The sequence below is a fragment of the Mycolicibacterium madagascariense genome, assembly GCF_010729665.1.
GTDB classification, from domain to species: domain Bacteria; phylum Actinomycetota; class Actinomycetes; order Mycobacteriales; family Mycobacteriaceae; genus Mycobacterium; species Mycobacterium madagascariense.
In genome coordinates this window covers 2,946,076-2,958,131 of the sequence record NZ_AP022610.1, presented here as the reverse complement: position 1 = coordinate 2,958,131, position 12,056 = coordinate 2,946,076, and the positions used below count along the sequence as shown (strand labels likewise).

Sequence of the window (12,056 nt, the reverse complement as noted above, 5' to 3'; positions counted from 1 at the left end):
GATGATCTCGAAGGCGGAGGCAACCCCGGGGACATGGTGATTGGGCCGACGGTCGCAAGCGGTTCTGCACAACGGCCGGCCGCTCGACCGATCGTCGCTGGGCAGCACGGGTTGTCCGACGACCAATGAATGCAATGGACCTCGTCGCGCCGTTAACCGACGCCAGTGGCCCATGCGAATAACCAACTTACGAACTGACATAATGTCGCTTATCGGCATTCTTTCTTATCGTCACAGTCGCTGGTTGAATACTTGTGAGGAACTGCTTTCCCGTCTAACTTGCAGCTTCGGCCGCTCCCGTCTTGGGGTTGTGCTGGCGATTCTCTAAGTGAATGCAACGTACCGTTGCATTCAGGTTGGTCGACCGCGTCCCGTGCGCCCCTGATCGTCCCGCATTGAGTCAAGCGCCCAAGGCTCAGCCTCTAAGTGTTTATTCGTCACAGTGACGTAATAACCTGTGCCGCAGGCCGTGGGTGTTTCCCGGCTACCGACCCGGGAATCACCTCACCGCCGGCCACGTCCGGCTCCGCCTCAAGACCCTCGGATTCCCCTCGCTCTCTACACGCATCGGGACCTGGCAGACATCACCCAGATCACCCCGCCCCCGGTCCTGGCCGACGCCCTCGGCTGCAACCCGCAAACTGCGATCCGCCACGACCGCCGCGGCTCCGGCCAATACGGCGCCTACGTGGCCGACCGCATCCACGCGGACACGTAACACCAAGAATGCCCGGGGCAGTGAACACCTCGATCAACGTCACCCCATTAGATGCAGCAGTTGGGATCCAACGCTACGCACAACGCCTGTAGTGCGTCTGGGCGGACGCGGTGAAACACGTTCATGCCGCGCCGATCCGAGACCACCAGCCCGGCCCTGCGCAGCTGGGTCAGGTGGTGACTGACCGTGGACTCGGTCAAGCCCAGCACGGCGGCCAACTCCCCGGAGTTCTCCTCGCCGGCGGCGGAACTGAACAGATACGACACGATCTTGACTCGCGCCGGATCGGCCAGTGCCTTGAGGCGCAGCGCGATCTGCAACGCATCATCGTCACTCATCGGACCCGAGGCCACCGGAGCGCAGCATACCGGTGCTGAGGTGTCGATCACGGGTAACGCCTTGGGCATGCAATCACCCTGCCACAGACATTGACATATATCAAAGAGGTAAGCCATGATGGCGACGCCACAGAGTTCGATATATGTCTCACAACTTGGAGGACGTCTCATGTCACGTGTTCAGCTCGCCCTCAACGTCGACGACCTCGACGCGGCGATCACGTTCTACTCCAAGCTCTTTGGCGCCGAGCCGGCCAAGCGCAAACCCGGGTATGCGAACTTCGCGATCACCGAGCCACCGCTGAAGCTGGTGCTGCTGGAGAACCCTGGCCGGGGCGGCACCCTGAACCACCTCGGGGTGGAGGTCGACTCCAGCGACACCGTGTACGCCGAGATCGCTCGGCTGACCGAGGCCGGCGTGTTCACCGACGAGGAGATTGGCACCACGTGTTGCTTCGCCACCCAGGACAAGGTCTGGGTGACCGGGCCCGGCGGTGAGCGCTGGGAGGTCTACACCGTGCTGGCCGACTCCGAGACCTTTGGCACCAGCCCTCAACACGGCGACGCCGCCAACCGTGGCGGCGGGGTGTGCTGCGACGGCGCCAGCCAGGACCCCATGGCGGCGCCCACGGTGTCGTGCTGCTGACCGCCCATTCGTCGACCCGAGCTGGAGAATCCGATGACCAATAGGACAGCCAACGACGAATCCTCCGCTCCAGCACGACTTTCCACCCTCGACCGCCTGTTGCCAGTTTGGATCGGGGTGGCCATGGCCGCTGGGCTGCTGCTGGGCCGGCTGATCCCCGGGCTGAACACCGCCCTGGACGACGTGCAGGTCGACGGAATCTCCCTGCCCATCGCGCTAGGTCTGCTGATCATGATGTATCCGGTGCTGGCCAAGGTTCGCTACGACCGCCTCGACACCGTCGCCTCCGATCGCCGCCTCCTGCTCAGCTCCCTGCTGCTCAACTGGGTGTTCGGCCCAGCGCTGATGTTCGCCCTGGCCTGGCTGCTGCTGCCCGATCTGCCCGAATACCGCACCGGACTGATCATCGTCGGGCTGGCCCGCTGCATCGCCATGGTCATCATCTGGAACGACTTGGCCTGCGGTGACCGCGAAGCCGCCGCCGTCCTGGTGGCACTGAACTCGATCTTCCAGGTCGTCATGTTCGCCGTGCTGGGATGGTTCTACCTCTCGGTGCTGCCCGGCTGGCTGGGCTTACCCCCAACCAGCATCACCACCTCGCCCTGGCAGATCGCCAAATCGGTGCTCATCTTCCTGGGCATCCCCCTGGCCGCGGGATACCTCTCCCGAGGGCTCGGGGAGCGCGCGAAGGGCCGCGATTGGTACGAAGCGCGATTCCTGCCCCGCATCGGGCCGTGGGCGCTCTACGGGCTGCTGTTCATCATCGTCGTGCTGTTCGCCCTACAGGGCGACCAGATCAGCCACAAACCACTTGACGTCGTTCGCATCGCGCTGCCCCTGCTGGCCTACTTCGCCATCATGTGGGGCGGCGGTTACCTGTTGGGGGCAGTCCTGCACCTGGGCTATCAACGCACCACCACCCTGGCATTCACCGCCGCTGGCAACAACTTCGAACTCGCCATCGCCGTGGCGATCGCCACCTACGGCGCCACCTCCGGCCAAGCCCTGGCCGGCGTCGTCGGTCCACTCATCGAAGTCCCGGTCCTCGTCGCACTCGTCTACGTCTCCCTGGCCCTGCGCCACCGCTTCCCCGACGCAGTCACCGCGCCATCTGGAGTCACCGCCGATCCAGGAGCCACGCGTGACCGATAGCCTCCCCGCCCAACCCGCCCCACCCACCGTGCTATTCGTCTGCGTCAGCAATGCCGGGAAATCCGTGATGGCACAGGGCCTCATGCGTCATGCCGCCCAAGGGCGCGTCAACACGCTTTCGGCGGGAACCCATGCCAGGACCACCTCAGTCAATAGCATCTCCGCACAAGCGCTCGCCGAACTCGGCATCGACATCAGCGACCACACGCCCACTCAGCTCACCGCCGCCCTAATCGACGCCGCTGATCTGATAGTCGTCCTCGGAACCCAAGCTCACCTCAACCCGACCACCACGCCAATTGAGATCTGGGAAACCGACGAACCATCGCTGCGCGGGATCGACGGCATCGAACGCATGCGCCTCATCCGCGACGACATCAACGCCCGAGTCAACGACCTCACCGACCGCCTCACCCACCAACAGAATCAGACGGCCCCGGGGCATAAACCGGAAACGCACTCGACACAAAGTGATACGTGACCATGCCAGTAAACCAGTGTGAGTTGCATCTGATGAAATGCTCGCACCACGGGACGACTGGCTGATCGACACGACTCCGCGCAGTCGCCCGGCGCCTTTTCACGATGCAGCAGGTATCCGCCTAAGGCGCACTGTTGGACGACTCGCACCTTCTTCGCGCGCGTCGGTACCAATAACAACTGCGAGTGCCAACAACATGGAGAAGCAACCCGGGGCGCCCGCAGTCAAGCCTGTCTTCGCGCTCACTGGGCCAATTTGCGGCAGCGGTCCGCGGTCGCGAGACCCCCGTGTGAGTGGCCCTATTCGTCACTGTGACGTTACTGCGGTGGACGACGTCGAATACCAACTCTTTACACGCAGCAAACGTTCGACGTCATCGACGGTCGCCGGAGGTTGATTTACAAAATATTTGCAGTGCGTTCCTACTCTGAGGACTCGAACCCCCGCGCGCGATCGACGACCGGTCGTGACAGTGACGCTCGCTGCTGACACACCGCGCGATCCCACCGGACAGGGGGCGCGTGACGAGACTGGGACGGAAACACGGTGATCACCACCCATCGAGGGCAACCGACGGCGACGTGGTACCCGGGAACTAATCGTGAGCCCGGGCCAACGATTCGTCGTCTGCGGTGTGGTGCGCAAATCACCGTCGCTTCGGCGTAGCCATGCACCGCGCTGTCGGAAGGCCCCGGCCGGAGCTCGATACCCGGTCGACGGCTTCGCAGCCACAGACGAATGACCATGCGACAGAAGCGGAACGACCGTGTTTCGCTATCAGACGACGAAGGACTCCGAGGACAGACGATGGCCGGGCGACACCGCAGGGATAGTCAGCACAGCAAACGCGCAGCCGCACGTGAAGGTGGTCGGGTGCTGCCGGTGTCGGGCTGGTTGACTGCCGGGGCGTTCAGCGTCGGGGTCGGGGCGGCACTGCTCTCCGGCGCCGCCGTGGCCCAGGCCGACACCACCCATTCCGAGGCGAGTTCCTCGGCCACGCATGCCGGCGATTCGGGTGAGTCCGTAGGCAAGGGCAGCAGTACGTCGTCGAAGGGTTCGACGTCAACCAAGGATTCGCTAGCGGGGTCCACCGCAGCTGGTACGTCGGGCACGTCGAGCGGGATATCTTTGTCTGGGGCTACCTCCAAGAGGCCCGCCACCGGTCCCAGCGGCACCTCCGCGTCGTCGTCGACCGGCGCGGCGGGAGCGTCGACCAAGAATGGCACCGGGCACCCCACCACGGCAGGCCGTGCGGATGGGAACGGTAAGCACGGCACCGACACGGGCACCAGCGCCGTCTCCAATACTGCTGGCCGCCAGGATGACACCGGGAGCCCCGGAGCCGGCCACCAATCAACGGCAGGCGGAGCCGGGAAGACCACCGCTGCCGCAACAGTCACGCGGGCGACCAGTTCGGGCCCCGCGGCGTCGACGTCACCCAGCGCAGTGGACTCGTCCACCGTAAAGTCGGTAGCGACGAAATCCGCTGTTTCCCAACATGATTCAGCGATCACGACCACCACCGCTAGCGTTGTTGCCGCGGCACCGCGGATCAACGTCGCGTCGCTCGCCACGCAGCCGCCGGCCGCCGCACCGAACTTGGGCGACTTCGTCAACGACGTGCTGACGCTGTTCATCGGCAACGGCACCGCCGCGCACCCCGACGCCGGGTTGCTGCTGGGAACCGGCTACAGCTACACCGCTGCGACCTGCGTGGGTGGCGCGGCGTGCCGAGGCGGTAACGGTGGGTTATTGCTGGGTGTGGGCGGTAGCGGCTTCAATGGCGGCAACGGCGGCGCGGTCGGAATCATTGGCACCGGCGGTGCCGGCGGCGCCGGCGTACTGGGCATCGACGGCGGTGCCGGGGGGCGTGGCGCCAACGGTGGCCTCTTCTTGGGCAACGGCGGCGCTGGCGGGGCCGGAGCCAATGGCAGCACCGGCGCCGACGGCGTGAGCGAGGGTCAATCCGGTGCCGGCGGGTCTGCAGGCGGCAAGGGCGGCGCCGGCGGCCGGGGCGGTCTGCTGATCGGTAACGGCGGTGCGGGTGGATCCGGGGGTGACGGCGGAGCCGGTGGCAGCGGCATGGCCGGTACCCAGGGTTTGGCAGCCAAAGAGGCTGGCGGTGCTGGCGGCGACGGCATGGCTGGTGGATCCGGCGGCAGCGGTGGAACTGGCGGTGACGCGGGCGCTGGTGGCGGTGCGGGATTGTTCGGCAAGTCCGGGATGGCCGGGGTGAACGGTTCCGGCGGTCACGGGGGGAACGCCGCCAATGGCGGGGCCGGCGCCAACGGCGCTGACGGTGCCGACGGCGCCGCTGGCTTGGCGGCCCCACCCTCCGGTGGGAACGGCGGCGACGGAACCAACGGTCAGGCCGGCGGCAACGGCGGAAACGGCGGCGCTGCAGGCACTTCAGGCGCTGGCGGCGCAGCGGGTACGGGCGGCACCGGCGGCCAAGCCGGTACTGACGGCCTGTCCGCGGTGCGAGGTGTCGGCGGCAACGGCGGAAACGGCGGCAAAGGCGGAAACGGTGCCAACGGCGCCCGCGGATCCGCGGGCGCCAACGCCGCGAACCCTGGCGGAGCGGGTGGCGACGGTACCTCCGGTGGAAACGGCGGTGGTGGCGGCAACGGCGGCAACGCCGGGACGGGCGGCGCAGGCTCAGTCAACGGCGTCAACGGCACCAACGGTGACGGTGGAAATGCCGGCAACGGCGCCGACGGCGGCAACGGCGGAAACGGTGCGGCCGGCGCCAACGGCGCCAACGGCAGCACCCCCGGTGCCAACGGCGCCAAGGGACAAGTCGGCGGTGCGGGAGGTAACGGAGGCCGCGGAGGCGCAGCCGGCACCGCCGGTTCGGCTGGCACCGGAGGAACCGGCGGTGTGAGGGGTACCGCCGGGACCGACGGCGCGGGCGGGAACGCGGGCAACGGCGCCGCAGGCGGAAACGGCGGAAACGGCGCTACTGGAGATACCGGGACACCCGGAGTCGGCCTCGGCGGGGCCGCTGGCATCGGGAACTTCGGCGGACTCGGCGGCAATGGCGGAGCTGGTGGCAACGCCGGAATCATTGGTGCGGCGGGCGGCGGTACCGCCGCCGCCGGGAAAGCCGGAGCCAACGGGGACGGCGGCAAGGGCGGTAACGGAGGCGACGGCGGCACGGGCGGCACCGGCGCTGCCGGTAAACCAGGCGTCAACGCCGATGCCGCTGGCGGTAACGGCGGAGCCGGTCTGGACGGCGGCCCGGGCGGTCGCGGCGGCGACGGCGGCTTGGCAGGCGATGGTGGTGCGGCGGGGACGGGTGGCACCGGTGGTCAAGGCGGCGTCGCCGGCACCCGTGGCAACGGTGGCGCCGGCGGTACCGGTGGCAACGGTGGCGCTGGCGGCAACGGTGCAGCGGGCGTCAATGGCGTCGATGGCGCCACCGGGCTCGTCGGCGGGACCGGTGGCAACGGTGGTAATGGTGCCAGCGGTGGCAACGGGGGTAACGGTGGCAACGGCGGCAGTGGCGGCGACGGCGGAACGGGCCTCGTCGACGGCGCGTCTGGCGCCAACGGCAGCGGGGGCCGCGGCGGCAACGGCGCCACCGGCGGCAACGGTGGTACCGGCGGTGCAGGCAACGGCGTCAACGAAGTGAAGCGCAGGACGACGGTGCGCGGCGGCGATGGCGGACTCGGCGGCACCGGGGGCACCGGGGGCATCCGTGGCAACGGCGGTAGCGCTGGGTCCGGTGGTGCCAGCGGCACCGGCACCAAGGGCGCGGACGGCGCGAACGGTGCGGGCGGAAACGGCGGTAACGGCGGAATGGGGGGCAGCGCCTCGGTCCGGGGCGCTTCCTCGGCCGCCACGGGCGGCAACGGCGGCAGGGGCGGCAACGGCGGCCGCGGCGGGGGTGCCGGCGCGAGCAACGGCACCGGCGGTGCAGGTGGCGCCGGCGGCAACGGCAAGGCCACCCTGGCCAGCACTGGCATCGGCGGTGACGGCGGCGCCGGGGGCGCTCCCGGCGGACTCGGCGGTCCCGGTGGGATCGGAACCGACCGAAACGGCAAGCCGGGCGTCAACGGCTGAGCACCGTGCGGTGGGCCACGGGCACGACGGGTCCGGGGCCGCGTGCCCGATGGCCGATTACGTCGAAGCCGCGCAGACCCGCAGTACGACGAAACCGATTCGACGAGTTACCGGTGCTTTCCAGAGTGGTTGTCCAACTTCGCCTTTCGAGGCGGTGTTTTCTGCTCGGTGACGAGTACCTCTCCCCCACGCCGCGGTCCCGTTCGTGGCGCGGCGGCCGTTCCCGCCGCGCGCTGTCGCTAAGACCATCGTCGTCCCGGGGGCCGCAGGCTAACGCCGGAACATCGCGGCCAACGCGGCCAGGTCAACGCCCAACAGGATCAGCGCGCCTAGCGGGACGAGAAAACCCCAACGACGCTTGGCGAAAAAGAATGATCCGATGACCGTTAGCCCCGCCACCGCCGGCGGGCCGTAGAACAGCACCGCATATAGCGACCGGGCGCTCATGTCCGGACATCCCGGGCCACTGCACCCAGCAGTACTCATCGCCGCGCCAAGGGCGAACAGCATCACAAATACTGCTGCCACGACCGTCAGCACGGCCAGCAGCCACGTCGGCCATCGCCGGCCCGCGCGGCGTTCTCCGCCGGCGACGTGTTCTGGCGCGTTACCCACTGGTGGGCTCATCTCGATGCCCGGTGTCGAGTCGTACTGGACACATGGACGTCGCGACGGCGTTCGCGGCGAGAAGGCGGCGGCTGATCTTCGGCTGGTGTCGCGAACGTCGATCGACGATCGAATTCATTATCTCGACACCCCGCTAGCAACGCGGTCAGCGATCATGTGCCGGGGCCGGACTGATCGAGGACCCATGGACGCGTCCCGAACGTTCGCTCGATGGTGCGTCAACGACCGCCGCCGTACGCGAACTCCGCGCGCGAATTCCACCGGTGGCTCCGACTCGCCAAATCGCCACTGCCACATCAGGTTGTCGGTAGCACGACAGTGGACACCGACCCACCTTAACGACGGATTGCAAATATTTTGTAAAGCTGCGCGGGTGGCCCGATTGACAACTCCTCTTCCTCGACGAGACATTGACGCCGCCGCCCATTCGTGCGTTACTGTCACCTCAGCGGGGTCGCTCAGCAAAGCGCGGCCGCGACTGTAGGTTTCCTGATGCACGGGTGTTCGCCCGCATTTCCTCTTCACGAAAGCTGGTCTCATGCAGGTTGCTAGCGTGTCCGGACGCGCCGCGACGTCGTCGACGGTGTTGGTCGCTGCGGCAGTGCTCTCGGTCGGAGCCCTCGGTATCTCACCGACGCCGACTCCGCACCGGTTGGCCGCCCAACTGACCTCGGCCACCCAATCGGCGGCCAGCACGGTGCGGCAAGCCGAGACCGCCCTGCGCGACAGCCTCGAGGCAACCGGGCCGACCGTCGCCAGCCTGTTGGCGACGTCTCCGACCTTGCTCTCCACGACCTCGGTGCATCAGCTGGCGGCCGTGGCGACGTCCCCCACCGCCATCACACCCCTGATCGCAGTCGATGCGACCCTCTCACTCCCCACCTTGAACCCGGCTGACTACGCGGCGGTGGTTACGGCAGTGGACGAATTGATCGGCCGGATCATTCAGTCGTTCGCGAACAACACGCTCTCCGCCGTCGCTACGGCATACGGCAACCTCCTGAAAGGTAACGTCAACGGCGCCTTCGCGAGCCTCGAGGGCCTCATCATCAACCCCCTCGTCGACTACGGAAAGTCAGACGTCACAGACAAAGCCGCCGCGGCGATCGCGCGCTACATACCGCTCAGTCCCCTGGCCAACGCAGTGAGAGCCGCACCGAGAATCATCAACACGCAGGGACTCCGCGTTCGCGACGTCTACGTCTCCGCCCGGACCAGTCTGGTGAATGCCGTGCAAGGAGTCATCTCCTCATTGGGGACATTGAACCCCGTCGCGGTCGCCAGTGCGGTCGCCGCCGGTATTGGCAACGTCCTCCAAACCGCCGTCACCAACACCTTCGGCCAAAACGGCGGATTCGCCATCGCTCGCGACTTCGTCACCAGCCTCGTCCAAGCGGCCTTCCCTGACGAAGCCACCATTTCCAGCACCGTCACAGCGACCGTCGCACCGACGACTCGAGCCTCGTCGACCACCACGTCCGTTCAGTCCGCCACCGGCATCACGCAGTCGAGCCCGTCCATCTCCGCCGCCTCGACCCACGAGAAGTCGACGACGACTGACGGCACCTCGCTTGCACGGAAATCGTCGACTTCGACTGCAGGCGTGGCAGAGTCGAGCGCGTCGGCAGCCTCCAAGGTCTCTGCAAAGACCGCGACCACCGACTCGACGACGGTGAGCAGCGACGCCCCCGCACACCATGCCGCCGACGAGACCACACTTGACGCCGAGACGGCATCGACCAAGACCGTGGACGTCACCTCGGGCAACAAGGTGCAACCGAAGACCACCGCCGGTGCTTCGGCGACGTCGTCGAACACGTCGGTCAAGGAGCCCGCCGCCGCATCAACCGCCAACGACTCCCCTACCGCTGCGAAGACGGATCCAGATGGCAGCGCCCACAAGGCGGCGTCGACGTCGGCTGGTTCCTGACATCGCCACGACAGGTGATGTCGGGCAGTAACGCCACTCAAAATCAGCGCAATGCCCGCCGCTGGCTTCGCGATCGCAATCGCAATCGCGCCCTCGCGGTGGAGAGTTCGTGCAATTGAATGGGTAAAGCCTGACGTGAACCCCGAATAGACACCGACCGCACAGGATCGAGCGTTGCGTTAGGCGCGGGCGATCCACGCGAAGTCACGATTCTCGTCCGGCTGGACCCCGACGGTGAGAAATTCCCTCGGGCCGGCATCAGGCCCGCGACGCGCGAACTGTGCCGAAGTCAACGTCAAAGACGCTGTGAGGCAAATCGTTCGGCCTTGAGGTCGGCGGGTGCGGCTGTTATTGGGTCATGGCCCAGGCCGCGATCGCCGCCGTCAATGCCGACAGGCTTTTGGCCATGTCAGCTACGCCCAACGACTGGCGGGCCGGGCCCGCAATGCGGACCGGCCCGTTCAAGCGTCTGTGGTTGGTCAGAGGACGTTGTAGGTGTAGGGCGGCAGCCACCCGGGCTCGTCGGGCAGCACCGTATCGTCCGTCACCGGATAGGCCTCCTGGTTATAGACGGTTTCCGGATGAAACTTGCCCCCACTGCAGCTGCCATCGGACGTGCAACTCTGTGGGTCGGTGTGCGCCACATCGTATACGGTGCGGATGCGCTGCCAGCTTCCGTCGGCCTGCCTGGGGCCGTCGCACACCTTGCGGCGGCCAGCCCAGGCCCAACTCCAGTGGATGACTTCGCAACCCATGGTGGGGCCGGCGGTGGGGCCGGGATCGGCATGACCGACCGCCGGGGCACCCACGGCGATCGACGCCACGGCAGCGGTGAACAGGACGGTGCCGCCGGCGAGGCGGCGCATGCGCTGTGTGGTGGTGTTGGTCATCGTGGTTGCCCTTCCGTTGTTTGCTCGTCGGCGTGATGCGCAGATGCTGCCGGCGGCGGATGCAGCGTGCTGCGATCCGTCGGCGGCGTCTGTCCCGCGATCGGACACGGCACGGGATGAAACATCCGTCCCCCGATCAGGGGACACCTCGATGCAGTCACGCGCCGTGGCATCCCGTCCCTAGAGTAGAAACGCACTGCAAATATTTTGTAAATCAGGCAGCGGCGGTCTTGCCCCTGGTCAGCCTGTCTTTACGTGTACTGCGCCAACGGTCCGGGGTCGCGAATAGCTACTGGCTCGTGGAATACGAATACGGCACAGGGCGGACCAACTAGCGAAAATGGGCCGACGCCAGAACCGTCCGCGGGGTGCCGCCTGGGTCCTGCCCGACGGGCCGTCGAGTTACCACCTCATCGATCAGCTGCGTGGCAGCTAGCAACTAGGCCCCCCGATCGCCAGGCGGTTCCGTCGATCATTGTGACGGGCCGCCGAATTACCGACGAGCCGGCGATGTCGAATGGCGGGAACACCTCTCGCAGTCCCCTAGTTCAGGTGCGTCCGCCCGAGACGGCGCCGGAAGAGATCGCCGACATGGCGACGTCCACGGCGTCACGCGCCCGTCGCGGATCGGCCAACGCGCGGTCGTACACGTGCAGCCCCTGCAGCGTGACCACCACGAACCGGGCAAGTCGACGGGGCGAGGATCCAGCGGGGATCTCTCCACCCGATCGGGCCCGGGTAAACGCTTGGCGCAGCACGTCTTCCACATGGTTGATCTGACCGGTCACGATGTCCATCGTCGCGGGATCGTTGGTGCGTTCGGTGATCGCGTTGACGATGAGGCAGCCGTGGGGATCGCCGGCGGTGGGATTGGCCGTGTCGAGCATGAGCCGCCGAATGCGGGGCAGCACCGGCGTCGTCGGGTTCTCGAGCAGCTCGGACAGGTAGTCGCGGCGCTGCTCGCAGTAGCGCGTCAGCGCACGCCGCCACAGCTGTTCCTTGTCGCCATAGGTCGCGTAGAGACTGCCGCGGTTGAGCCCCAGTCCCTCGACGAGATCTTGAATGCTGACGGCGTCACAGCCCTCGCGCCAAAACAGCTCGAGTGCCTCCTCGACCTTCTCCTCCGGATCGAACGTCTTGCCACGCGGCATCTCTTCACTCTACTCGCAGTTTGAACGATCAGTCCAATTACGGTACGTTACTAACCGA

Annotated in this window: 10 protein-coding genes; 5 read left to right on the top strand and 5 right to left on the bottom strand. The window is 66.9% G+C overall.

Going from position 1 to position 12,056, the window contains the following annotated elements:
• Positions 1 to 765 precede the first annotated feature (765 nt).
• Positions 766 to 1,125, bottom strand: coding sequence for an Rv2640c family ArsR-like transcriptional regulator (locus tag G6N60_RS13850; RefSeq protein WP_163738031.1), 360 nt, complete (start codon positions 1,123 to 1,125; stop codon positions 766 to 768).
• Between the two features lie 100 nt (positions 1,126 to 1,225).
• Between G6N60_RS13850 and G6N60_RS13845 the strand changes: the two genes are divergently transcribed.
• The 3 genes from G6N60_RS13845 to G6N60_RS13835 are packed head-to-tail and all read left to right on the top strand — an operon-like array spanning position 1,226 to position 3,335.
• Positions 1,226 to 1,702, top strand: a complete 477-nt coding sequence (locus G6N60_RS13845) for an ArsI/CadI family heavy metal resistance metalloenzyme (RefSeq protein WP_163738029.1) — start codon at positions 1,226 to 1,228, stop codon at positions 1,700 to 1,702.
• 33 nt (positions 1,703 to 1,735) lie between these two features.
• Entirely contained in the window at positions 1,736 to 2,854 is a 1,119-nt protein-coding gene (arsB, locus tag G6N60_RS13840; protein WP_163738027.1) for an ACR3 family arsenite efflux transporter, read from the top strand.
• The gene (locus tag G6N60_RS13835; RefSeq protein WP_263992056.1) at positions 2,844 to 3,335 is read left to right on the top strand and encodes an arsenate-mycothiol transferase ArsC; all 492 of its coding nucleotides are present in this window, start codon (positions 2,844 to 2,846) and stop codon (positions 3,333 to 3,335) included. Before arsB ends, G6N60_RS13835 begins: the two co-directional genes overlap by 11 nt.
• Positions 3,336 to 4,168: 833 nt before the next feature.
• On the opposite strand, the gene G6N60_RS28580 is transcribed toward G6N60_RS13835, so the two are convergent.
• Entirely contained in the window at positions 4,169 to 4,972 is an 804-nt protein-coding gene (locus tag G6N60_RS28580) for a hypothetical protein (RefSeq protein ID WP_163738024.1), read from the bottom strand.
• Between G6N60_RS28580 and G6N60_RS28910 the strand changes: the two genes are divergently transcribed.
• The gene (locus G6N60_RS28910) at positions 4,956 to 7,400 is read left to right on the top strand and encodes a PE family protein (RefSeq protein ID WP_281355703.1); all 2,445 of its coding nucleotides are present in this window, start codon (positions 4,956 to 4,958) and stop codon (positions 7,398 to 7,400) included. The two genes, G6N60_RS28580 and G6N60_RS28910, sit on opposite strands and share 17 nt — an antisense overlap.
• Positions 7,401 to 7,670: 270 nt before the next feature.
• On the opposite strand, the gene G6N60_RS13820 is transcribed toward G6N60_RS28910, so the two are convergent.
• Positions 7,671 to 8,015 (bottom strand): hypothetical protein, encoded by a 345-nt coding sequence (locus G6N60_RS13820; RefSeq protein ID WP_163738021.1) that lies wholly within the window; start codon positions 8,013 to 8,015, stop codon positions 7,671 to 7,673.
• A gap of 664 nt (positions 8,016 to 8,679) precedes the next feature.
• On the opposite strand from G6N60_RS13820, the gene G6N60_RS13815 reads away from it, so the two are divergent.
• On the top strand, positions 8,680 to 9,957 hold the full coding sequence (locus tag G6N60_RS13815; protein WP_163738019.1) for a hypothetical protein: 1,278 nt from the start codon (positions 8,680 to 8,682) through the stop codon (positions 9,955 to 9,957).
• A gap of 479 nt (positions 9,958 to 10,436) precedes the next feature.
• Here G6N60_RS13815 and G6N60_RS13810 read toward each other — a convergent pair whose 3' ends face one another.
• Together G6N60_RS13810 and G6N60_RS13805 are read right to left on the bottom strand one after the other, a co-directional pair.
• Positions 10,437 to 10,847, bottom strand: a complete 411-nt coding sequence (locus G6N60_RS13810; protein WP_246240650.1) for a CDGP domain-containing protein — start codon at positions 10,845 to 10,847, stop codon at positions 10,437 to 10,439.
• A gap of 548 nt (positions 10,848 to 11,395) precedes the next feature.
• Complete coding sequence (locus G6N60_RS13805) at positions 11,396 to 11,998, bottom strand: TetR/AcrR family transcriptional regulator (protein WP_163738017.1); 603 nt, start codon at positions 11,996 to 11,998, stop codon at positions 11,396 to 11,398.
• Positions 11,999 to 12,056 lie beyond the last annotated feature (58 nt).

Coding starts and splice junctions, on each gene's coding strand:
- G6N60_RS13810 (WP_246240650.1), bottom strand. CDS start 10,847: ATGACCAACACCACCACACAGCGCATGCGCCGCCTCGCCGGCGGCACC.
- G6N60_RS13850 (WP_163738031.1), bottom strand. CDS start 1,125: ATGCCCAAGGCGTTACCCGTGATCGACACCTCAGCACCGGTATGCTGC.
- G6N60_RS13845 (WP_163738029.1), top strand. CDS start 1,226: ATGTCACGTGTTCAGCTCGCCCTCAACGTCGACGACCTCGACGCGGCG.
- arsB (WP_163738027.1), top strand. CDS start 1,736: ATGACCAATAGGACAGCCAACGACGAATCCTCCGCTCCAGCACGACTT.
- G6N60_RS28580 (WP_163738024.1), bottom strand. CDS start 4,972: ATGAACAGCGTCAGCACGTCGTTGACGAAGTCGCCCAAGTTCGGTGCG.
- G6N60_RS13805 (WP_163738017.1), bottom strand. CDS start 11,998: ATGCCGCGTGGCAAGACGTTCGATCCGGAGGAGAAGGTCGAGGAGGCA.